The 22,911-nt window shown below is 46.8% G+C and carries 15 protein-coding genes; 7 read left to right on the plus strand and 8 right to left on the minus strand.

Going from position 1 to position 22,911, the window contains the following annotated elements:
• Positions 1-61: 61 nt before the first annotated feature.
• On the minus strand, positions 62-613 hold the full coding sequence (msrB, locus tag BUR42_RS20720) for a peptide-methionine (R)-S-oxide reductase MsrB (RefSeq protein WP_074241521.1): 552 nt from the start codon (positions 611-613) through the stop codon (positions 62-64).
• 157 nt (positions 614-770) lie between these two features.
• Between msrB and mutL the strand changes: the two genes are divergently transcribed.
• Complete coding sequence (gene mutL / locus BUR42_RS20725) at positions 771-2,630, plus strand: DNA mismatch repair endonuclease MutL (protein ID WP_234979773.1); 1,860 nt, start codon at positions 771-773, stop codon at positions 2,628-2,630.
• Here the strand turns inward: mutL and BUR42_RS20730 are convergent.
• Positions 2,601-4,100, minus strand: a complete 1,500-nt coding sequence (locus BUR42_RS20730) for a gluconokinase (protein ID WP_074241522.1) — start codon at positions 4,098-4,100, stop codon at positions 2,601-2,603. The two genes, mutL and BUR42_RS20730, sit on opposite strands and share 30 nt — an antisense overlap.
• 102 nt (positions 4,101-4,202) lie before the next feature.
• Between BUR42_RS20730 and BUR42_RS20735 the strand changes: the two genes are divergently transcribed.
• A complete protein-coding gene (locus BUR42_RS20735; RefSeq protein ID WP_074241523.1) occupies positions 4,203-5,936 on the plus strand; it encodes a GMC family oxidoreductase in 1,734 nt (577 codons plus the stop codon).
• A gap of 5 nt (positions 5,937-5,941) precedes the next feature.
• Positions 5,942-6,628, plus strand: coding sequence for a gluconate 2-dehydrogenase subunit 3 family protein (locus tag BUR42_RS20740; RefSeq protein WP_074241524.1), 687 nt, complete (start codon positions 5,942-5,944; stop codon positions 6,626-6,628).
• Between the two features lie 63 nt (positions 6,629-6,691).
• On the opposite strand, the gene BUR42_RS20745 is transcribed toward BUR42_RS20740, so the two are convergent.
• Positions 6,692-8,329: a peptide MFS transporter gene (locus BUR42_RS20745; RefSeq protein WP_074241525.1), complete on the minus strand. Its 1,638-nt coding sequence runs from the start codon at positions 8,327-8,329 to the stop codon at positions 6,692-6,694.
• A gap of 220 nt (positions 8,330-8,549) precedes the next feature.
• Here BUR42_RS20745 and BUR42_RS20750 point away from each other — a divergent pair, with 220 nt between their 5' ends.
• Together BUR42_RS20750 and BUR42_RS20755 are read left to right on the plus strand one after the other, a co-directional pair.
• Positions 8,550-9,998, plus strand: a complete 1,449-nt coding sequence (locus tag BUR42_RS20750) for a Gfo/Idh/MocA family protein (RefSeq protein WP_074241526.1) — start codon at positions 8,550-8,552, stop codon at positions 9,996-9,998.
• A 121-nt stretch (positions 9,999-10,119) separates the two neighbouring features.
• Positions 10,120-10,674, plus strand: a complete 555-nt coding sequence (locus BUR42_RS20755; protein WP_074241527.1) for a hypothetical protein — start codon at positions 10,120-10,122, stop codon at positions 10,672-10,674.
• Positions 10,675-10,961: 287 nt separating this feature from the next.
• Here the strand turns inward: BUR42_RS20755 and BUR42_RS20760 are convergent, their stop codons facing one another.
• From BUR42_RS20760 to BUR42_RS20775, 5 genes are all read right to left on the minus strand, one after another.
• Positions 10,962-17,150, minus strand: coding sequence for an MBG domain-containing protein (locus BUR42_RS20760; protein ID WP_159442318.1), 6,189 nt, complete (start codon positions 17,148-17,150; stop codon positions 10,962-10,964).
• Between the two features lie 17 nt (positions 17,151-17,167).
• Positions 17,168-18,058 carry a PorP/SprF family type IX secretion system membrane protein gene (locus BUR42_RS20765; RefSeq protein ID WP_074241529.1) on the minus strand — a complete coding sequence of 297 codons (891 nt, stop codon included), beginning with the start codon at positions 18,056-18,058 and terminating at the stop codon, positions 17,168-17,170.
• Between the two features lie 260 nt (positions 18,059-18,318).
• A complete protein-coding gene (locus tag BUR42_RS29810) occupies positions 18,319-18,495 on the minus strand; it encodes a hypothetical protein (protein ID WP_159442319.1) in 177 nt (58 codons plus the stop codon).
• Positions 18,496-18,555: 60 nt separating this feature from the next.
• A complete protein-coding gene (locus BUR42_RS20770) occupies positions 18,556-19,005 on the minus strand; it encodes a hypothetical protein (protein ID WP_143197538.1) in 450 nt (149 codons plus the stop codon).
• 12 nt (positions 19,006-19,017) lie between these two features.
• Positions 19,018-19,482 carry an META domain-containing protein gene (locus tag BUR42_RS20775; protein ID WP_074241531.1) on the minus strand — a complete coding sequence of 155 codons (465 nt, stop codon included), beginning with the start codon at positions 19,480-19,482 and terminating at the stop codon, positions 19,018-19,020.
• A 193-nt stretch (positions 19,483-19,675) separates the two neighbouring features.
• Here BUR42_RS20775 and BUR42_RS20780 point away from each other — a divergent pair, with 193 nt between their 5' ends.
• Together BUR42_RS20780 and BUR42_RS20785 are read left to right on the plus strand one after the other, a co-directional pair.
• Positions 19,676-21,817 carry a S46 family peptidase gene (locus BUR42_RS20780; protein WP_074241532.1) on the plus strand — a complete coding sequence of 714 codons (2,142 nt, stop codon included), beginning with the start codon at positions 19,676-19,678 and terminating at the stop codon, positions 21,815-21,817.
• A gap of 79 nt (positions 21,818-21,896) precedes the next feature.
• Positions 21,897-22,907: a tetratricopeptide repeat protein gene (locus BUR42_RS20785; protein WP_143197539.1), complete on the plus strand. Its 1,011-nt coding sequence runs from the start codon at positions 21,897-21,899 to the stop codon at positions 22,905-22,907.
• Positions 22,908-22,911: the final 4 nt, after the last annotated feature.

Below are 22,911 nucleotides of genomic sequence, written 5' to 3' on the forward strand. Positions count from 1 at the left end.
CGGTACAGGGGTTTGTTCCGGAGGCATTCACAGGGGAGGTATCGGTTTTCCAATAAACGTTTTACTCCTTCTCCTTAAATTTCTTTTCCGCGTCCTGCGCCTTTTCAAAATCCAGGATTACGGAATTGATGCAATAACGCAAACCAGTTGGTGGTGGTCCGTCATCAAAAACGTGTCCAAGATGTGCTTTACATCTGCCGCACTGCACTTCGGTACGTGTCATACCGTGAGTATTGTCCGGCGTGTAGATCACACTCGTTTTACTGATGGGCTGGTAAAAGCTCGGCCAGCCACAACCGCTTTCAAACTTAGTGTCTGACACAAAAAGCGGGTTGCCGCAAGCGGCGCAATAGTAAGTACCTTTTTCTTTGGAGTTCCAGTATTTACCTGTGAACGCCCACTCAGTTCCTTTTTGTCTCGCTATTTCATAAACGTCTTTTGGCAAGGTTTTTTTCCACTCATCGTCGGTTAGGTTTACTTTAGTAGTATCCGTACGGGAGTACGCCGGATTCTTTTTTTCTTCCATTGGTTTCGTTTTAGCTCCGTTTTGAGAGTAAGTACAGTGGCTGATCATTAAACTCAGGCATAAAAATAGCAGATTACTTGTCTTCATGTTAACTATTGATTATGTGTTAACTACGTCTTAACACCAGTATTAATACTAAAGGCATGGTTCCGGGAAAGCAGGTTAATATTAAAGTTACGAAATGCCGGGCCGATTGGTTTGCCACCTGAATGTATTTAACAATATTTTTTTTAATCCTACCTTTATGCCAAAAGGCAGGCAAGTGGCGGATATCATCAATTTGTTACCGGATAATATAGCGAACCAGATAGCAGCAGGAGAGGTTATTCAGCGGCCGGCTTCGGCAGTGAAGGAACTGCTGGAAAACGCTGTGGACGCGGGCGCAACGGAAATTCAACTCTTCATCAAAGACGCCGGCAAAGAGCTGGTGCAAGTCATAGATAACGGCAGTGGTATGAGTGATACCGATGCCCGCATGTGTTTTGAACGGCACGCCACTTCCAAGATCCAAACCATCGACGATCTTTTTCATATCCGTACTATGGGATTCCGGGGTGAGGCCCTGGCTTCAATTGCAGCCGTGGCCCAGGTAGAACTTAAATCACGCAAACATAACGAAGAACTCGGCACTTTCATTGAAATAGACAACAGTGTGGTGAAAAGGCAGGAACCCTGCCAAACTGCACCTGGCACCAGTATCGCCATGAAAAACCTCTTTTTCAATGTACCTGCCAGGAGAAATTTCCTCAAAAGCAATGCGGCAGAGATGCGGCATATCGTGGATGAATTTATTCGTGTAGCGCTCGCTTTCCCTCATTTGCAGTTCTCTCTTAACTCAAATGGGCAGGAAATGTTCCATCTTGAAAAAGGCTCTCTCAAGCAACGTATCGTAAATATCCTGGGGCAGCACTATAATTCCAAATTAGTTACCGTAAAAGAGAGTACGGACTACATGAATGTGTCCGGATTTGTAGGTAAACCGGATACCGCTAAGAAAACAAGGGGCGATCAGTTCTTTTTTGTTAATAACCGGTTTATAAAGAGCGGTTATTTGAATCATGCGGTGATGTCTGCTTTCTCAGAAATGATCCCTTCGGAGAATTTTCCGCTATATGTACTCTTCATTGATCTCGATCCTGCACATGTGGATATTAACGTGCATCCCACCAAACAGGAGATCAAGTTCGATGATGAAAAGATCCTCTATGCTTTTGTGCAGGCTGCGGTTAAACATGCGCTGGCACAATTCAATGTTACGCCGGCCCTGGATTTTGAACTGGACCCGGGCATTCAATCCCTGGATGCGTTAACACAGCCCTTCACTGATCAGAAGAAAGTACAATCTGCCAATACTTCCATCTACCGCTCTTTCACACAAGCCAACCAGGCTCATATGATCGACCATAGCGGCAGCAACAGCAATCTTCGTAACTGGAAAGACCTGTACGGGCCGGTGGAAAAACCATTGGAGATGGAAGCCCCTTCCTCTACTGCTTCCGTAATAGATGAACGCTGGCAGGAAGCGGCAACTGATCAGAAAGTACCGGTGCAGGTACATCAGCAATATATCTTATCGCAGATAAAATCTGGTTACATATTGATAGATCAGCGGGCTGCGCATGAACGCATCCTGTATGAACGTTATCAGCGGGCACTTTCTGAGAAACCAATTGCCACGCAGCAAAGCCTTTTCCCCCAAACGCTGGAGTTATTACCGGCGGACGCTGTTGTGATCTCAGAAATGCTGCCGGACTTACAGGCGTTGGGGTATGACCTGGAACCTTTTGGCATGCATACTTTTGTAGTACGTGGTACGCCGGCGGATATTCAAACGGGAAATGAGCAGGCGAGCATCGAAGGTTTGCTGGAACAGTTCAAACATTTCAGCACTGAATTGAAGCTCAACCGCCGTGAAAATCTGGTCCGCTCCATGGCGCGCAATAATGCCATTCCGGTTGGAAAGCCGCTGGGAACAAGGGAAATGCAGAATATCATCGATGAATTATTTGCCTGTGCCACACCCAATGTTTCTCCTGGTGGCAGGTTCACTTTTATCTCCTTTAAGCTAAACGACCTAGAGCGGATGTTTGACAGGGGTGCCTAAGATTTCCATCGCTTCTTTTAACTGCTGATACAGCAGGGAATACGCTTTATAATTTCTCTGGTAAACGGCCAGGTGTTCTGCACCTGGTTCAAAAACCCTTGCTGCAGCTGCGGGATCAAATTGCCATGCATCTATTTTTTCCAACGCATGCCATCCCAGCAAAGCTGCTCCCAATGCAGATGCATCTTCATCCTGGTGCAGGATCATGGGTTTCTGGAAAATGTCTGCCAGCAATTGTATCCATAATGGAGATGCGGTGAATCCTCCGCTTACGGTTATTTCCCGGATAGGGCTTACCACGCTTTCCAGCGCTTCGCCCACACTATATAATCCGAAACAAATACCTTCTATCAATGCCCGTTGAAAATGCGCAGCACCATGTTGCTGCTGTATTCCAACAAAAGCTCCACGGGCACGGCTATCCCATACCGGCGCACGTTCTCCCAGCAGATAGGGTAAACACAATAATCCATCTGAGCCGGGAGGCGCTGTGAATGCTACTTTCAGGAAATCGTTGTAGTCGGACCAGGGCAGGAATGTTTTGGAGAACCACTGTAAAGCCCCACCACCGTTATTGGTTGCGCCACCACATACATAATGCTCCGGCGTGAGTACATAAGAAAATAATCTTCCTTTCTCATCTGCTGCGGGTTTAGCCGTCATCATCCTGATGGCGCTGCTGGTGCCAATGGTAAGTGCAGCATGGCCGGCTTGCACTGCTCCGCTGCCTAATTGTGCAAGGCATCCGTCACTGCTGCCCGCCATGATGAGCGTATCTGGAGAAACGCCCAAAGCCCCTGCCATAGCTTGGTCCATGCCAATCAACAAACGGGTGGTCTCTACCGGAATAGGTAAACGTTCATCCGTGATCCCGGCCACCTGTAATGCTTCAGGATGCCAGTCCAGTGTACGGATATCAAATAATCCTGTTGCCGAGGCAATGGAATGATCTGTAATGAATTCGTGGAAACAGCGATGCAGGAACAATTCCTTGATGCCCATGAAACAGGCCGCCTTTTGAAAAACTTCGGGCAGGTTTTCCCTGATCCATTGGATCTTGCATAAAGGAGACATGGGATGAATGGGAGTACCCGTTGCTGCGTAGATCCTTTTGCCGGCATCCGTATTTTTCAGTGAGGCGGCATATTTTTCACTCCGGTTGTCCGCCCAGGTCATCAGGGGAGTGAGGGGTTGCCCGTTTTCGTCTACGGCCATGAAACTGTGCATGGCACAACTCAGGGAAATGGCTGCCGGGGAGGAACCCATTTGCGCCACAGTATGTTGAATGGTACTGATAATCGCTGCCAGTACGGCCTGCGGGTCCTGCTCACTGAAACCGGGTTGCGGATGCATTGTTGGATAAGCCTGCCTGTGTGAAGCAGAGATCTGGCCGTTGGGATGTACGGCAACTGCTTTGGCGCTTCCTGTGCCAATGTCTACTCCCAGGATATAAGGTATGTTAGTCGTCATAGAATAGAAGCCGAAAGTAAAAAACACTTTTCATTTCCGCATTTAATTTATAGATTTAAAGCCTTACAGGTCAAATCTTTCATAAAACAATCCACGTTCCTAATGGCATTTGAGATAAAAAAACAGGCCAAGGTGTATGACGTTTGCATCGTAGGCTCCGGAGCCGGTGGCGGTATGGCAGCAAAAGTGCTATCTGAAGCTGGCTTAAAGGTAGCGCTTCTGGAAGCGGGACCCAAATATGATCCGGCAGATCCGAAACAACAAACCCAGCTAAAGTGGCCTTATGAATCTCCCCGCCGTGGTGCTAATACCACACGGCCTTTCGGAGATTTTGACGCCGCTTATGGCGGATGGGAAATTAACGGAGAACCTTACACGCAAAAGAACGGTACCAAATTCGACTGGTTCCGGTCCCGTATGCTGGGAGGCCGTACAAATCACTGGGGACGCATCTCTCTTCGTTTCGGACCCAATGATTTTAAACATGCCAGTATTGACGGGCATGGAGACGATTGGCCAATTGGTTATGATGATGTGAAACCTTTTTACGACCGGGTAGATAAACTGATCGGCGTATTTGGTTCCAAAGAAGGTATCCATAATGAGCCGGACGGATTTTTCCTCCCTCCTCCCAAACCCCGTCTGCATGAGCTGATGGTGAAAAAGGCGGGTGATAAACTGAAGATCCCCGTGATCCATTCCCGGATGTCTATGCTAACAAGGCCCGTGAATAAAGAACGCGGCAGTTGTTTCTTTTGCGGTCAATGTGGTCGCGGATGTAGTGTGTATGCAGATTTCTCCTCTTCTACCTGCCTTGTTAAACCGGCATTGAAGATCGGAACAATGGAACTCTTTACAGATGCCATGGTGCGGGAAGTATTAACAGATGCTTCAGGCAAGGCAACGGGCGTTTCTTATATTGACAGGAATACCCTGGAGGAACATCAGCTCACAGCCCGCGTGGTGGTATTAGCTGCCAGCGCCTGTGAATCTGCGCGTTTGCTGCTTAATTCAAAATCTCCCATGCATCCTAACGGGCTGGCTAATTCCAGCGGCGTGGTGGGTAAATATCTACATGATTCTACCGGCGCATCCAGATCCGCTTTCCTTCCTGCATTGATGAACCGTAAACGGTATAATGAAGATGGCGTTGGCGGCATGCATATGTATGTTCCCTGGTGGCTGGATAATAAAAAGCTGGATTTTGCACGGGGGTATCATATTGAAATGGGAGGCGGCATGAGCATGCCCGGTTATGGATTTGGTTTCGGGGTTGAAAGCGTGCATGTAAAAGAGGCCGGCAGGTCATTAAGGAATGCCGGGGGATATGGCGCTGCACTGAAAGATGACTATCGCCGTTACTATGGTGCCAGTATTGGTTTTGCAGGAAGAGGGGAAGCTATTCCGCGGATAGATAATTACTGCGAGATAGACCCGAACGTAGTGGATAAATTCGGTATTCCCGTATTACGCTTTAATTATACCTGGAGTGAACATGAGATCAAACAGGCCAAACACATGCAGGATACTTTCGAGCAGCTCTTCCATGAAATGGGCGCTATTCCGAATGGAACAAAGGCAGGGCCTGAAACCATGTACGGACTGGAAAACCCGGGCCGCATTATTCACGAAGTAGGTACTACACGTATGGGAAATGATCCGAAAACCTCTGTGCTGAACAAGTTCAACCAGGCGCATGATGTGAAGAACCTGTTTGTGGTAGATGGTGGCGCCTTTGTTTCGCAGGCAGATAAAAATCCTACCTGGACGATCCTCGCATTGTCTATGCGTGCATCAGAATACATCGTAGATGAATTGAAAAAACAAAATCTCTAATTATCATGGATAGAAGAGAATCGCTCAAAGCCTTGATGATAGGCACTTTGTCCTCCGGCGTGATCCTGAGCGCCTGTGATCCTAAACCGAAAGAAGAAGCGAAAGCAGGTGCGGGTGTGTTGAAAGATTATGGCCGTCAACCAGAAGAGGTGTTGCGGGATAATGCACTGCTGGCTGAAAAGTTCTTTACGGATGCAGAGATGAAAACGATCGCTGTATTGGTGGATATCATCATCCCGAAAGATGAACATTCCGGCAGTGCTACGGATGCTAAAGTGCCGGATTTCATTGAGTTCATTGTAAAAGATCAGCCAAAATTCCAGACGCCCATACGTGGAGGTTTGCGCTGGCTGGATATGCATTGCCTGAAAAAGCATAATAAATCATTCACGGAACTTGCTGCTGCAGAGCAACTGGGGGTGGTGGATGAGATTGCATTCCCTGAAAGGGCCACGCCTTTTGTAAGTCAGGGTGTAGCCTTTTTTAGTACGATACGGAATCTGACGGCTACCGGCTTCTTTACCAGCAAAATGGGGTTGGAAGATCTTGGCTACAAAGGAAATCAGCCTAATGAGTGGGATGGTGTACCCGAAGATGTGTTGCAGCAATATGGATTGGCGTATGATGAAAAGATGCTGGCCGTTTGTTTGAAGAAAGAAGACAGGGGGAAGATAATGACCTGGGAGGCTTAATATCATTACTATCGCATTATGCAAAGAGGGTGTTTCATTTTCCCGAAACACCCTCTTTGCATTTTATGTATTTGCTCTGAAAACCCTGTTCAACCAGCGCAACATCACAAATATGATCCCCGCTGAAAAGATCAGTAACACAAAGTTCACGAGGAAGTAATTCGCTTTATTCTCATAAAGGTCCCATGTGGCAGCTAATACCCCAGACAGTTTATTCCCCATAGAAGTAGCCAGGAACCAACCTCCCATCATCAGGGAAGTAAGCCTTGGCGGGCTGAGTTTCGATACTAATGAAAGACCCATCGGGCTTAATAATAATTCTCCCGCAGTAATTACACCATAACATCCGAAGAGCCACCAGAAAGAAGCTTTCTCCTGTCCGTTGCCACAAGCCATCACGGCGCCTACCATCATAAAGGTAGATAAGGAGGAAATAACAAGGCCCCACGCAATCTTAGTAGGTGTGGAAGGTTCTTTCTTTCGTTTTCTGAGAAAGGCAAAGAAAGCTACCACCAGTGGCGTGAGAATGATCACGAAGAATGGGTTCACTGATTGGAACTGTTCTGTATTGATGAGGTTGATGCTTTCTCCTTCCGGCGGCATTTTTTCCGGCGCTACATTTTTCAGGTATACGGGTTTACCCAGTTCTTTTACCGGTTGGCCTTTTTCATTTTTGATCACGCGGAATTCATGGTCGTAGGCCACAACAGAATCCTGTTTATTGGTCACAGTTTCAGAGAGCATGAGCGTTTTTGCCGGAGCTACCAATGCAGCCGGCATTTCCCTGTCCGTATAATATTGAGCCCAGGTAGTGAGGGCCGTACCGTTCTGCTTGAACACAGCCCAGAATAAAATAGATACCGCGAAAATAGCCAGCAGGGCTTTTACCGGTTGTTTATCTGTAGCCCCAGCTTTGCGCAGCAGGTTAGCAAAGAAATACACGATGGGCAGGCAGGCGAAAATGAATGCGTCCGTAGAATCCGTACCGAAGATGTTTCCCGGAATGAACCATCCAATGGCACCCACCACCAGTACAGGAATGAATACCTGCGCAAAGATACTGTTCAGGCTCATGTCTCCGGGTTGTTCCGGTTTACGCACATCCGCATGCCGGTAATGTTTAAGGCCGATCACAAAAATGATCACACCAATGAACATACCTATGCCGGCAGCAATGAAGGCAGCACCCCATCCTATAGTATTCCTCAGGTAGGCAGCAATGAACGTACAGGTAAAAGCACCGAGGTTAATACCCATGTAAAAGATATTGTACCCGGTATCTTTCAGCTCTTTGTAACGTTCATCATTATATACATTCCCTAAGAGGGTGGAAATATTGGGTTTGAAGAAACCGTTACCTATACAAATAAGGGCCAGGGAAGCATAAAAAACGGTGAGGTTGTGTACGGCGAGGCCGCAATAACCGATACCCATGAGGATGCCTCCCCAGATAATGGATTGGATATACCCTATTTTCCGGTCTGCCAGCAGGCCTCCCACAAAGGGAGTGAGGTAAACGAAAGCGATAAAAGTACCGAAGATATCTACCGCTGTTTTGCGGTCCATAGCCCATCCGCCGGTTTCAGCATCAGTGAGGTACATTTGTAAAATGGCCAGGAGCAGGTAAAAGCCGAACCTTTCCCACATTTCGGAAAAGAATAAGAACGGCAGCGCTGCCGGATGCTTGCGGGTAGAACTCATTTTAGCAGGTTGTTTTGATGGCGCTAAAAATAACAACAAATACCCATAGCGGCCAAATTTAATGATGGCTTAACGAGGCTATTTATTAACTTGTATGCCTTGCGGGAAGGGCTTCTTCCTCAAACCCTGTATAAAAACGATTTAGCAAAGGAACCGCCCATAGATTTTATTGGAAATTCTAAACTTTTTTCTATTATATTGAACGAAAATTTATCAAATCATGGTTACGGAAAAGAATAACAAAGGAAACCAGATTTCACGTAGATCATTTCTAACGGGCACCGCAACAGCTGCCGCAGGATTTATGATCGTTCCACGTCACGTATTAGGAGGTAAAGGGTACACAGCGCCAAGCGATAAGTTAAGGGTAGCAGGGATTGGAGTTGGCGGTAAAGGAGAAAGCGATATTGCTGAGTTCGCAAAAGGACCGGCAGATATTACCGTTCTGTGTGACGTGCACGACAGTCGTGCTGCAAATTCTGTAAAGCGTTTCCCTAAAGCGAAGTTTTACAAGGACTACCGCGAAATGCTGGACAAAGAACACAAGAACATTGATGCCGTTTCTGTATCCACACCGGACCACAGTCACGCCATCCAGGCAATGGCCGCTATGCAGCTGGGCAAACACGTATACGTGCAAAAGCCCCTGACGCATGATATTTACGAAGCGCGCATGCTCACAGAAGCTGCGAAGAAATATAAGGTAGTGACCCAAATGGGCAACCAGGGTGCTTCCGGCGATGGTGTTCGCCAACTGATGGAATGGTATAATGCCGGCCTTATTGGTGATGTGAAGGAAGTATATTGCTGGACCAACCGTCCTGTTTGGCCACAAGGTATTCCCTGGCCTACAACACCGGCTCCGGTTCCTTCAGACCTGGATTGGGACCTTTGGTTAGGTACCGCTCCCAAAAAGGATTATGTAAATAAACTGGTTCCTTTCAACTGGCGTGGCTGGTGGGATTACGGTACCGGTGCCCTGGGAGACATGGGTTGCCATATCGTGGAACCTCCTTTCCGTGTACTGGACCTGGGTTATCCTGAATCTGCAGAAGCCAGTGTAGGTAGCGTATATGTTGACGAGTTCAAACAAGGTTACTTCCCTGACAGTTGCCCTCCTTCTTCTCATTGCATCCTGAACTTTAAAGGCAAAAAAGGCAAACCGGATGTGAAACTGCATTGGATGGACGGTGGTATTCAACCTGCACGCCCTGAAGAGCTGGGACCAAATGAAAGAATGGGTGATGGTGGTAACGGGGCGATCTTTATTGGTACGAAAGGTAAGATGATGTGCGGTACTTACGGTATCTCTCCTACCCTGTTGCCAACTACCCGTAACAAAGAGGTAAATGTAAAACAAACTATTGCCCGTGTTCCGGAAGGGCACTATGTACAATGGGTGAATGCAGCCATCGCTGGTTATGGTAAAAAAGAAGTGAGCTCTCCGTTTGAGATCGCTGGTCCATTGACCGAAACCTTGCTGATGGGTAACCTGGCTATCCGTAGCTATGATGTTCGTAAGCCTAAAGCAAATGGTAATGGTTTTGATTATCCTGGCCGTTATATCAAACTGCTGTGGGATGGTCCGAACATGAAGATCACTAACTTCGATGATGCTAACCAGTTTGTGAAGAGGACTTACCGTGAAGGTTGGAAGCTGGGTTCATGATAATTGAATGATTAAATTCCGAAAGGGCGTCCTGTATGGGCGCCCTTTTTTTATGGGCTTTCCTTTCGGTCATCTCATATCTTATATTCGCTTGACATAGGCTAAAGATACGCTTTGCTATATGGCAGATATTACCTATCTTAGTACCATGGCTATCTCGGAACATAATGTCATTACCCGCGGGGCAACCGGAACTTTCGGTGGCCAGGTAGTTTTCCGTCAACGGAACGGAAAAACCATCATGTGCAAACCGCCGAAGCCATACCCTCCTAAAACTCCTACCCAGATCGCTAACCAGGAGCGCTTCAAAAGGGCTAACAACTTCGCGAAACAGGTTATCAAAGACCCGGTTAAAAAGGCCTTCTACAAGTCTATTGCCAAACCCGGCCAAACTGCCTTCAACGCAGCTTTCCAGGATGCATACCATAAACCGGAAGTGGAAGTAAGCGTACAGGAGCAGACCATCGCCATCAAAGCCAAAGGCAAACACCGCGTAGAAAGCGTAAAAGTTGCCATCCAGGATGCCTCAGGCACAGAAAAGAAAACAGGCTTTGCCGTATTAAAAAACGATCTCTGGGAATATAAGCTTGGGGATATGCAGGAAGGAGAGAGTATCTGGCTATGGGTACATGATATAGCAGGCAATATCGTCCGGAAAAAGTACAGGTATAGCTAGATCACATATTTACCTCGTTACAACGCCCATCAAAACAGCGAAAATATTTGTGTACAATGTGTATGAAAAGGGATGTCTTTGGCATAAGAGCCAAAGAATAAAAAAGGAGATCTGTTAGTATGCTAGTATAAAGAAGCGGGCTCTTTTCCCTGATAAAACACACTCATAAAAAAGGAGATAGTCTTTCCGTTTTAGTTATTCTGATATAAAGAAGCGGGACTCTTTTCCTTAATAAAACATACTCATAAAAAAAGGAGATAGCCGTTAGACTATCTCCTTTTCTGTTTTTAGTATTCTAATACAAAGAATCCGGATTCTTTCGTACCCTGATAGATGAGTACATAGTAGTACACTCCTTTCGACAGTTTTTCGCCTTTCTTACCCAAACCTTTAAACACATTTCCGGTATTGTTGTATCCTCTTGCTTCGAATACGATCTTGCCTTGCGCGTTTGAGATATAGAGCTGGTTATCCGGATACTGGCGGATACCTTCTATTGTGAGGAAATCGTTGATACCATCTCCGTTTGGTGTAACCGCATCATTCACTTTCAGGTATCCGATCATACCGGTTACCTCCAGGTCCTGTGCTACCGGGGTGGCTGCTTCGTAATTATTATTACCCGGTTGTGTGGCGGTGACCTTTGTGATGCCTGCTTTAAGCGCTGACACCATGTTACCGTTTACAGTTGCAATCGTGGTGTTCTCTATCACATAAGTGATGGGCAGACCGGAACTGGCCGTGGCTCCCGGATCGAAAGGAGGCTCACCTGCAGAACGTTTCATCATCGGGCCGAACTGGATGGTTTGCGTGGCCTTGGCTATTACGAGCGTCTGCACTACCGGTGTAGCGGCATTGTAGTTTCCATCACCGGCTTGTGTTGCCGTGATGGTTACGGTGCCTGCTCCGGTGATATGAATGTTTCCTCCAACGATGGTGGCTATGTTTGGATCTGAACTGGTATACGTTATTGGCAGACCAGATGTTGCTGTAGCACCCGGAGCAAAATCTGCGTTGCCATATGTTTTTGCAGGCAATGCAGGGAATGTGATTGTTTGTGTTGTTTTCTGAATAGTGAGTGTGCCAGTCACATAATTGAACGTATAATTAGCCGCTGCCGCACCAGATGCTGTGATCGGATAATTGCCGGCATTGGTTCCGGTGGCGGTGATGCTTACCGGCGTAGTGAATACGGCTTCTGTTTCGCCGAATACAAAACCTGTGATGGTATAGGTGAATGCTGGATTCGGTTCACCGAATATTTTGGTTTTGTTATCTGCGGTAACGGTGAGTACCTTTTTATTTACAGTGAGGGTTACGCTCACATCTGTAGCAGGATTGTAGTTGGCATTCCCTGCCTGTTTGGCTGTGATGACAGATGTACCGGCTCCTACAATGTGGATGTTGCCCCCTGCAATGGTCGCTACATTGGCGTTAGCGCTTGTATAAGTGATCGGCAATCCGCTGCTGATCGTTGCACCAGGATTGAAGTTTGCATCACCATATGTTTTCGCAGGCAGGTTGGTGAAGTTGATCTGCGCGGTAGCCTTTTGTACAGTGAGCGTGCCCTGTTGATAAATGAAACTATAATTGGCAGCGGCGGCGCCGGACACCGTGATGGTATAAATACCTATCGCCGTTGTTGCATCTGTTGTGATGGTTACAGGGGTGCTGAATACGGCTTGCGTTTCTCCATTCACCAAACCAGCGATGGTGTAGGTGAGGGTTGGCAGCGGCTCCCCGTAGCTGATGGTTTTATTATCTGCCGTTACAGTGAGCTGTTTTTTATTCACCGTGAAAGTTACGCTCAGGTCTGTAGCAGGGTTGTAATTCTGATCGCCGGCTTGTTTTGCCGTGATAGTGGTTGTGCCCGCTCCTGTGATATGAATGTTGTTGCCCACAATACTAGCTACCCCGGTGTTGGAACTGGTGTAGGTGATGGGCAATCCGCTTGGGATCGTTGCGCCTGGATTGAAGTCTGCGTCGCCGTATGTTTTTACAGGCAGTGTTGGGAAGTTGATCTGCGCAGTGCCTTTCAGGATCGTTAAGGTTCCGGGCTGGTAGGTGAAATCGTAGTTAGCTGCGGCGGCACCTGATGCTGTGATCGGATAAGTACCGGCATTGCTTCCTGTGGCAGTGATGCTCACGGGAGTGGTGAATACAGCTGCTGTTTCACCAGGTACGAAACCGCTAATGATATAAGTGAACGTTGGTAACGGGTCGCCAAAACTGATGGTTTTGTTATCCGCAGTTACGGTGAGTTGTTTTTTATTTACGGTGAGTGTTACACTTACATCGGCCGCAGGATTGTAATTGTTGTCTCCTGCTTGTTTTGCCGTGATAGTGGTTGTGCCTGCTCCGGTAATATGAATGTTATTACCCACAATAGTAGCTACACCCGCATTGGAGCTGGTGTAAGTGATCGGTAATCCATTGGGGATAGTGGCACCTGGTGCGAAATCTGCATCGCCGTATGTTTTCACTGGCAGATTGCTGAAGCTGATCTGCGCGGTGGCTTTCTGAATAGTGAGTATGCCGGGCTGATACACGAAATCGTAATTGGCGGCGCCGGCGCCGGATGCTGTGATGGGATAAGTGCCAACATTGGTCCCTGTGGCGGTGATGCTCACAGGTGTTGTTAGTACGGCAGCTGTTTCACCAGGTACGAAACCGGTGATGGTATAAGTGAATGTTGGTAAGGCATCCCCGAAATTGATGGTTTTATTGTCCGCGGTTACGGTGAGTTGCTTTTTGTTCACGGTGAACGTTACGGGCACATCGGTGGCGGGGTTGTAATTAGCATCCCCTGCCTGGTGTGCGGTAATAGTAGTTGTGCCCGCTCCGGTAATATGGATGTTCCCGGCCACAATAGTGGCTACGCTGCTATTGGAACTTGAATAGGTGATCGGCAACCCGCTGGGGATGGTGGCGCCTGGTGCGAAGTCTGCATCGCCGTAAGTTTTTACGGGAAGCGCGCTGAAGCTGATCTGCACAGTACCTTTCAGAATGGTGAGTATTCCGGGTTGGTAGCTGAAGCTGTAGTTAGCTGCGGCGGCTCCTGAAGCTGTGATGGGATAAGTACCAACACTGCTGCCTGTGCCGGAGATGCTGATCGGCGTGGTAAATACAGCTTCTGTTTCACCAGGTACGAAACCAGTTATAGTATAGGTGAATGTTGGCAGAGGGTCTCCCAGGTTAATGGTTTTGTTCTCTGCGGTTACAGTGAGTTGCTTTTTATTCACCGTAAGCGTTACGGGAACATCAGTGGCTGCATTGTAATTACCATCTCCCACCTGGTGTGCGGTGATAGTCGTAGTTCCGGCTCCGGTGATATGGATGTTTCCGGCCACAATAGTGGCTACGCTACTATTGGAGCTTGAATAAGTGATCGGCAATCCGTTAGGGATGGTGGCACCTGGTGCGAAGTCTGCATCACCATATGTTTTTACAGGCAGGCTGTTGAAACTTATTTGCGCGGTGGCCTTTTGAATAGTGAGCGTTCCCGCCTGGTATGTGAAATCGTAATTGGCGGCGGCGGCACCTGACACAGTGATCGGGTATGTGCCAACGTTGGTTCCGCTGCCGGTAATATTTACAGGCGTGGTGAGCACTGTTTCTGTTTCTCCGGTTATGAACCCGGTAATCGTATAAGTGAACGTTGGGAGTGCTTCGCCGAAATTAATGGTTTTGTTGTCCGCCGTTACGGTCAATTGTTTTTTGTTGACGGTGAGTGTTAAGGGTACGTCCGGAGATGGATTGTAATTACCGTCACCTGCCTGGTGGGCAGTGATGGTGGTTGTACCTGCTCCGGTGATCTGGATATTTCCACCAACGATGGTTGCCACGCTGCTGTTGTTGCTGGAATAGGTGATGGGTAGTCCGTTGCTGATGGTTGCGCCGGGAGCAAAGCTTGCATCGCCGTATGTTTTTACGGGCAGTGTTGGGAAGGTGATATTTATAGTTGCCTTTTGAATAGTGAGGTGTGCCTGCACGTAATTGATATCATAATTATCTGCGGTGGCACCCGAAACAGTGATATTATGTACGCCGATATCACCGTTCGCGTCTGTTGTGATGAACACCGGCGTGAGCAATGCGAATTCGGATTCACCAGGGATGAAGCCTGTTACGGTATAAGTGAGCATGGGTAATGGCTGACCGTAGTCGATGGTTTTATTATCTGCCGTAACTGTCAGCATTTTTTTGCCGATGGTGAGGGTTTGATCTACATCTGTTGCAGCTTCGTAATTATTATTTCCGGCCTGGGATGCAGTGATGGTTACAGTACCTGCTCCTACTATGTGAATTAAGCCGTTTTCGATGGTAGCCACCAGGGGGTCAGAGCTTACATAGGTAACCTGCAATCCATTATCCACTGTAGCACCCGGGTTGAAATCAGCATCGCCGTATACTTTTGTGGGTAAAGCGTTGAAGGTGATGTTGGATGTTTTGGGCAAAATGATGAACGAACCCGGCACGTAGTTAAAATCATAATTAACAGCGGAGGCTCCCGAAACAACAATATTGTACTGACCTGCGTCTGTGGCAACATCTCTTACGATGTTTACAGGTGTGGTGAATACACTTTCGTCATCTCCGCCTACAAAACCTCCTGATATAACATATGTGGAGGTTGCCGGCGGAGTGTCTCCGAAAGTGATGGTGATATCATCTGCTGTTACGGTGAGTGTTTTTTTGCTGACGGTAAGCGTGCGGACCACATCAGCTGCCGGATCGTAAGCGGCGTTACCTGCTTGTGATGCTGTAATGTTTGCCGTTCCGGGGCCAACAATATGGATCTGGCCAGCTACAATTGTTGCTACAGCAGGATTGTCACTACTGTAAGAAATTGGAAGACCTGATGTGGTGGTGGCGCCTGGTGCGAAATCTGCATCGCCGTAAATTGCCGTTATATTATTGAATGTGATCGTTTGCGGTTGTAATGCTATAATCGTGAAGGTTTGCTCCGGAGCAAAAGGAGAACCGGCATATGCTCCATCAACGGCCTGTACACTCCAGTAATAAGGAACGTTTGTTTGCAGTCCTTTAATCGTGGCGGAATTCAGGGAACCCGTGTTACCGGTCTTCACTATCCTTCTGAAACCATTACTGATATTGGACATAGCAGGCTTCACGTTTGCCTGCCCGGGTGTTGTGCTGATGTATATGTTATAGTTCAGACCATCCTGCGTGGCTGTTTGTGCATCTGTGGATTTAGCCCAGGAGAGTACCCTGCTTTGGCTTACAGCTCCCGGTGCTGACGTCAATGTTGCAGGGGTAGTGGGAACGGTGTTGGCAACGATGGCATCATTCCTGTAAATGTTGGTGGTTGATGTTGTGGGAGAAGATGCCCCTGTTATAATGATATCCAGTTTACCGTCATTGTTATAATCTCCCCAGGCGGCAGCGGAATTATCCGCACCAATTAAAGCAGCCGCGCTGATATCCTGAAAGGTTCCTCCTCCTGTATTACGATAGATGCTGCTGATACGGGTACCCAATAATGTTTGCCCTGTTATTAATAGGTCCGGGCTGCCATCATTATCATAATCACCCCAGGCTACAGAACCATGGTGTACACCGGGGATTGTGCTGCCGATATCAGTAAATGTACCATTTCCATTATTGTGATAGATCTTGCTGACAACATCAAAGCCGTTATCATACCCTGTCAATATTATATCCAGGAAGCCGTCATTATCATAATCGCCCCAGGCAACCGCAGAATTGGATACGCCATGTAAAGGGATTGCGCTGTCTTCAAAAGTTCCATCTCCCCTGTTGCGATAGATCTTACTGGTGCGCTGGCCAGCATTTGGCTGACCCGAGCCGATTACCCCTGTTATCAGTATATCAAGGTCCCCATCATTATCATAGTCGCCCCAGGCAGCGGCAGAAGCGGAAACATTGATCAGGGTGTTCCCACTATTCGTAAATGTTTGATCTCCGTTATTACGATAAACCCTGCTTATAACATTGGACCCTGATACTCCTGTAAATAAAAGGTCCAGGTCCCCATCATTGTCATAGTCGCCCCAGGCTACAGAACCCTCTTTTAATCCAAGGAAAAACTGAATACCGCTATCTGTAAATGCTCCTCCTGTATTTCTATAAATATAAGTAGCCCCATTAGTTGCTGCAGAGCTGGAGCCTGTTAATATGAGATCGAGGTCTCCATCATTATCATAATCTCCCCAGGCCACGGCAGAAAATGCCACGGCAGGCAAAGAGATGTTACTGTTTTCAAAAGTTCCATCTCCCCTGTTACGATAAATTGCGGATAAAGCAGTGGTGGTATTCACACTGCCCGTGATCAAAAGGTCCAGATCACCGTCATTATCATAATCACCCCAGGCTACGGCACTATTTTGTAATGCAGGCATACCCGGCGCCACATTTGTTACATCTGTGAATTGTGCCTTTAACCCCGTTGTAAAACATAGGCATAGGAGGAAGGATAGTATATATCTGATCATGTTATTTGTCTTTGTACTTACCACCATTTGAAAGGAAGTGCGATGTTATTGATGCGGTAGTTCAGGAATATTTCATGGGAGCCTCCGCTGAAACGACTGATGTTCTGGCTATTGCCTACAGCGAAAATGTAGCTGTAGCCGATCTGTAAGGTGCGTTGAAAACTATACTGCAATGCTGCATTTATTTCTCCTGTGCTCCGGTAAGTGGCGCCTACGCCAAAGATCTCCTGTACATACAACATCGCGCCGGCATCCAATGCACGGCTTTTGTTCAATACATTCCAGGTTAAGTTGGGTGCTACGGAGAACTGTTCGTTCAGTGGTAATAATACGCCCGCTGTTAAGTAGCCATTACTTTCATCGGGTACATCTTTATAATCTTTAAGAGGGATCCGGGGCATAGAAGCACCGAAGTAGAACCGTTCTCCATGCAATAATAAGCCCGCTCCCACAATACCCCTCCATTGGTTGATCTGTTGTTTTTGCGCTAATGCGGGATCGCCGCCACCAAGACCTGTGTAGTTGGCAGAAAAGTTATCTGCACCACCATAGAAGCCTAAGCTGAGGTATTCTGTTTTACTGAGCTTCACGGTTTTAGAGAGCATGAAACCTATGCCGCTGTATTTATTTACTGCTACAGATTTATGTTCTACTGCTATGCCGGCTGAGAGGCCCGGGCCTTTTATAAAAGTGCTGCCGGTGAAGCTGATGGCTTGCGGGGCATCATTGATCCCCGTCCATTGTTTTCTGCCGGCGGCGGTGAAGCTGGTGGAAGAATCCAGGCTAAGCATGGCTGGATTGGCTAAGGCTGCGTTCCTGTTAAAATTGGGAAAGATGAACGTTTCCTGTGCATTTGCCTGGCCCGCAAGCAATAGCAGGAATGTACACTGCCATAGGTATCTTGTCATTACTAGTATTTTTCAATTATGAAAATTGATAATATGCTGTGGCTTAGGTTGATACAGGTAGGAGGATGGTTATCAATACTGTTGTGCTATAGGTCTTACATATCGTTTTGTTGTGTTCATTACACACAAAACCAGCGCAAAGTAATACTATCTGCTGTAATTACAATGCCTCCTGAGGGGTTAATTATAAAACGGCGGATAACCTTATGATTATCCGCCGTTTCGTTTTTTGCTTAATATTCAGGTATAAAGAAGTCACTTTACTTTTTGCCATGGTAGAGGATGAAGTAATAATATACGCCCCTGCTTAACCGGGGGAGCCTGCTCCGTTTGGTTCCCTTTGGATCTTTTTGATATCCTCTGCGGATAATTGTTCTGGCTAACAGCTCTTTACTCCGGCATCTTCCTGCTGCGAGGTTATTATGCGAGGTTATCATCTGATCATTTTACCTGGCCCATTTAAATAAAAAAGGTGTTCATTTTGAACACCTCCCTTTTTATCTGAACAGCTCTTTAAAATCACGCTTAAATTCCTGCCACTCACTATCTGCTTTCTTCAGCGATTTATCCATTCCTTTCTTCGTATCCTCCCAGGCTTCCACCGTACTATTCTTCACATCCTCCATTGTTTTATTCAGATCATCTCTTGCCTCTTCCAGTTTCTTACGCGCACGTTCACTCTTCTTACTTCCATCTTTCTTCAACTCTTCGATCTTAGCATCCAGTTCATCTCTTTTCTCTTTCAACTTCGCCTGTGCTATTTCCTTTTGCTCTTTAAAGTAAGCACCTACGGTATCTGCTTTCATCTCCACACCTTCCTTCACCTGCTCAACACCCTCTTTCATTTTATCTGCTGCAGAATCTGTGGTGGTCTGCGTATTACTTGTATTACCCTGGCAGGCCATGAACGTTGCCGCTGCCGCCATTATTAAAAAATACTTTTGCATATGTTTTATGTTTTATTGTTGGATAGCTGTAAACGTTGCCAAAATAGAATCTCCTCTCTGCAAACGCAGCAGGTCTTTATCAATGGTGTACTTACTGGTTGCGGCCATTGCTTTTCCTAATGCGTTCTCCACATCCAGCGAAGGACAGGCCATTTGTGTAGAGATCACATCGGAGATCTGTAAGTCGCCCTGAGCCGTAGCCAGGTATTTACCCCCGAAACCATTGCATCCCAGGAATCCCTGGATCTGGGAAGAGGTATCCACAAAGGAAATATAAATATCCTTTTCGCTCGGCGGGATCGCAATAGGGTTCGCCGGAAATTCTTTCAGTTTCCAGCGGGTGCCTTCCAGTTTCCAGGAAGGGGAAGCTGTTGTAACCACGGCAGAAGTGTCTCCTCCCGTGTTTTTGCTGGTGCCCTGGCAGGCATAAATGAACATCGATAAAGCGGCTAATCCGCCAAAAAGTACCTGTTTCATAGTTTGGTTTTATGGTGCATGAAATAGTATGATCAATCTTCAAGCCATATTAACGCCCGGCTGCAATAATTGTTCTGCAATTAACAACAAATTAAACTTATCTCTTATGTTGGCCGAAACGGGTAAATCCATCGGCGGCAGCGCTATTATCAAAAATTTCGCTAGGTTTGGGCCTCTTTACAAAATCTGAACTATGAAGAAAAATCTATTCCTGCTGCTCCTGTTACTTTCAGTGAAGCTGGCGAAAGCAGATGAAGGGATGTGGTTACCATATCTCCTGGGCCCGCAAGTATATGCTGACATGGTGAAAAAAGGACTGAAGCTCACAAAAGAACAGTTGTACAGCATCAACAAATCCTCCATGAAAGACGCCATCATTATCTTCAACGGTGGATGTACCGGAGAAATAGTGAGCAGTGAAGGTTTGATCTTCACTAACCACCACTGTGGTTATGGCGCCATCGCCGCTGCCAGCAGTGTTACCAATAACTACCTGAAAGATGGTTTCTATGCCAGAAGCAAACAGGAAGAAATTCCATCCAAAAACATGTTTGTGCAATTCCTGGTGCGCGTGGAAGATGTTACGGCAAAAGTAGACAGTGCTTTACAAGGCGCTGCGGCCAATGAGCGCAACGCCAAATTACAGGCCGCTTATGGCAATATCATCAAAGCTGCTACAGATGGTACCGGTTACGAAGGACGTGTTGTTCCCATGTACGCCGGCAACCAATACATCCTCTTCATTTACGAACGTTTTACCGATATCCGCCTGGTAGGTACACCCCCTGAAAGCATTGGTAAATTCGGCGGCGATACAGACAACTGGGAATGGCCACGCCACACCGGGGACTTCTCCGTATTCCGCGTATATACCGGCAAAGATGGCAAACCTGCCGCCCATAGCCCTGAGAACATTCCCATGAAGGCAAAATCTTTCCTGCCGGTATCTATCAAGGGCGTTAAAGAAAATGATTACGCGATGATCTTCGGTTATCCCGGAGGTACTACGCGTTATGAAACTTCTTTCGGCGTAAAGCTCAAAACCGATATCGAAAATCCTTCTACAGTTAACCTGCGCGACATCCGCCTTAAATATATGTTTGAGGAAATGAAGAAAGACCCTGCTGTGAAACTGCAACTGGCCTCTTCTTACGCGGGTATTGCTAACTACTGGAAATTCTTTGACGGTGAAAGCAAACAGTTGCTGAAGTACCATGTATACGAAGAAAAACAAAAACAGGAAGCTGCTTTCCAGCAATGGGCTAAAGGCAAACCTGAATTTGAAAATGTGTTCGCACAATATGAAAAGGCTTACAAAGCCTGGGAGCCGCACGCTAAACACCGCATCTATCTGCGTGAAGCCACTTTAGGTTCTCCCCTTGCTGCCTTTGCTTCTTCCTTGGCTTCCATTGAAGACGCTATCCTCAAGAAAGGAAATGTAAACGCCGCTGTGGCCGCTGCTGATGCTGCACGCACCAACTTCCTGAAAGATGAAAATAAAGTAAGCGATCAGAAGATCCTCGCAGCCACGGCTCAGATGTTCTATACAGATATCGCCAAAGATCAACAGCCGATCGGTTTTTACGAAAGCCTCAGATCCTTCGGTGATCTGCAGGATGAAAAGACTTACAAAACATGGGCTGCTTCTGTGTTCGCTAATACCATGATCTTTAACGATGCCAAATGGAGCGCGTTCGTTAAAAATCCTGATGCCGTAACGCTGCAGGATGATCCGGCATATGCGTATGCTTCTGCTTTCGTGAAAAACTACGTGGGTAAATATGCTCCGCTGTTTGCACAGTTCTCGGCACAAACCACGGAACTCAACCGCCTTTACCTGAAAGGGGAAATGCAGATGAACCCTAACAAATCCCGCTACCCCGATGCGAATTTCACCATGCGCCTCTCTTACGGCCAGGTGAAACCTTATTCTCCAAAGGATGCAGTGGCGTATGATTATGTAACCACCTCTGCTGGCGTGCTGGAAAAATATATCCCGGGCGATTATGAATTTGATCTGCCTCCGGGTTATGTGGACCTGGTGAAGAAAAAAGATTTCGGCCAGTATAAGGACCTCAAACGCAATGACCTCGTTGTTGGCTTTATCACTACCAATGATATCACAGGCGGTAACTCCGGTTCTCCTGTTATCAATGGTAACGGTGAGCTGATCGGACTTGCTTTTGATGGTAACTACGAAGCGCTGAGCCACAAGATCCAGTTCGACAAGAACTACAACCGTACCATTTGTGTGGATGTGCGCTATGTATTATGGTGCATTGATAAACTGGGTGGTGCCAAAAATATCATTAACGAATTGAAGATCGTTAAGTAATAACTACTTACGTCCTTTAAAGGCCTTCCGGAAACGGGAGGCCTTTTTTTTGTGAATTATTATAATTATTTTGTTTTATATGGACCCTATACACAATGGCTGTACGCAGTGCGGCAGTCCTGACTATGAAGCCGGTTATGTTAACAATTTATGCCGGGAGTGCCGTCAACAAATGAGCCGTTTCCCCATCGCAGGCTGGGTTAAATGGTCCGCCGCGGGCGTAGCTGCTTTGTTCCTTTTCTCTCTTTTCAATATGCCCAAAGCTATCAAGGCTTCCATGACCTATAACAAGGCCAGGCAATTATTCGATGACCATAAGTACGAAAGTGCGGAAAAGGCTTTCCATCAAATCCTGCAACGCTATCCTTCTAATTTTAAAATGAACGCCTATTACGCGATGTCTGCGTATCATAATGAGCATTATGCCATTTCAGATAGCGTGCTGGGCCCCTGGAGAGGGAGGTCCATTGAAGACCAGGAAACAACCAACATGGTGAATTCCCTTCTGAGCATAGACGAGGACCTTAAGCTCTCCGATGAATCCATATATGCCCGGCTGGATAGCACTGCCAGTGTAAAAGAGTCTATTGATATCATAAAAACCTACAGCCTTGCACACAAGGAAGAAGTTGCGGCAAAGTTGCTGCTTGCCTCCTATTACAGCTCAGATAGTAATTACACCGGTGTTATTTCCTTATGCGAAGAAGTGAGGACCCTTAAGCCGGACATTTTATTCGGCCTTCGTTTATTAGCACAAGCCTATTGTGAGCAAAAGCAATATGAAAAAGGATTGACGGTCTGTGATCAGATGCTGGCTGATCATGCGGAATCTATTGATGGCCTTATATTGAAAGGGAAGATCCTGCTTAAACAAAAGCAGGACAAAAAGGCCTTGCAAATTGCCCGGCAGGTTTATGAGATTGCTCCTTCTGATATCAGAACGATCCGCATGCTTGCATTGGCTTCCCATTTTAACGGAGATAAGGCAACCGCTAAAACCATGCAGGATAATTTAATTGCCATTGAAGACACGGCTGGTGTTACCTGGTTGAACAACGTTATTCACAATAATATTTCTTACAGAGATTAACCTT

Source organism: Chitinophaga niabensis (genome assembly GCF_900129465.1).
GTDB classification, from domain to species: domain Bacteria; phylum Bacteroidota; class Bacteroidia; order Chitinophagales; family Chitinophagaceae; genus Chitinophaga; species Chitinophaga niabensis.

Coding starts and splice junctions, on each gene's coding strand:
- msrB (WP_074241521.1), bottom strand. CDS start 613: ATGAAGACAAGTAATCTGCTATTTTTATGCCTGAGTTTAATGATCAGC.
- mutL (WP_234979773.1), top strand. CDS start 771: ATGCCAAAAGGCAGGCAAGTGGCGGATATCATCAATTTGTTACCGGAT.
- BUR42_RS20730 (WP_074241522.1), bottom strand. CDS start 4,100: ATGACGACTAACATACCTTATATCCTGGGAGTAGACATTGGCACAGGA.
- BUR42_RS20735 (WP_074241523.1), top strand. CDS start 4,203: ATGGCATTTGAGATAAAAAAACAGGCCAAGGTGTATGACGTTTGCATC.
- BUR42_RS20740 (WP_074241524.1), top strand. CDS start 5,942: ATGGATAGAAGAGAATCGCTCAAAGCCTTGATGATAGGCACTTTGTCC.
- BUR42_RS20745 (WP_074241525.1), bottom strand. CDS start 8,329: ATGAGTTCTACCCGCAAGCATCCGGCAGCGCTGCCGTTCTTATTCTTT.
- BUR42_RS20750 (WP_074241526.1), top strand. CDS start 8,550: ATGGTTACGGAAAAGAATAACAAAGGAAACCAGATTTCACGTAGATCA.
- BUR42_RS20755 (WP_074241527.1), top strand. CDS start 10,120: ATGGCAGATATTACCTATCTTAGTACCATGGCTATCTCGGAACATAAT.
- BUR42_RS20760 (WP_159442318.1), bottom strand. CDS start 17,150: ATGATCAGATATATACTATCCTTCCTCCTATGCCTATGTTTTACAACG.
- BUR42_RS20765 (WP_074241529.1), bottom strand. CDS start 18,058: ATGACAAGATACCTATGGCAGTGTACATTCCTGCTATTGCTTGCGGGC.
- BUR42_RS29810 (WP_159442319.1), bottom strand. CDS start 18,495: ATGATAACCTCGCATAATAACCTCGCAGCAGGAAGATGCCGGAGTAAA.
- BUR42_RS20770 (WP_143197538.1), bottom strand. CDS start 19,005: ATGCAAAAGTATTTTTTAATAATGGCGGCAGCGGCAACGTTCATGGCC.
- BUR42_RS20775 (WP_074241531.1), bottom strand. CDS start 19,482: ATGAAACAGGTACTTTTTGGCGGATTAGCCGCTTTATCGATGTTCATT.
- BUR42_RS20780 (WP_074241532.1), top strand. CDS start 19,676: ATGAAGAAAAATCTATTCCTGCTGCTCCTGTTACTTTCAGTGAAGCTG.
- BUR42_RS20785 (WP_143197539.1), top strand. CDS start 21,897: ATGGACCCTATACACAATGGCTGTACGCAGTGCGGCAGTCCTGACTAT.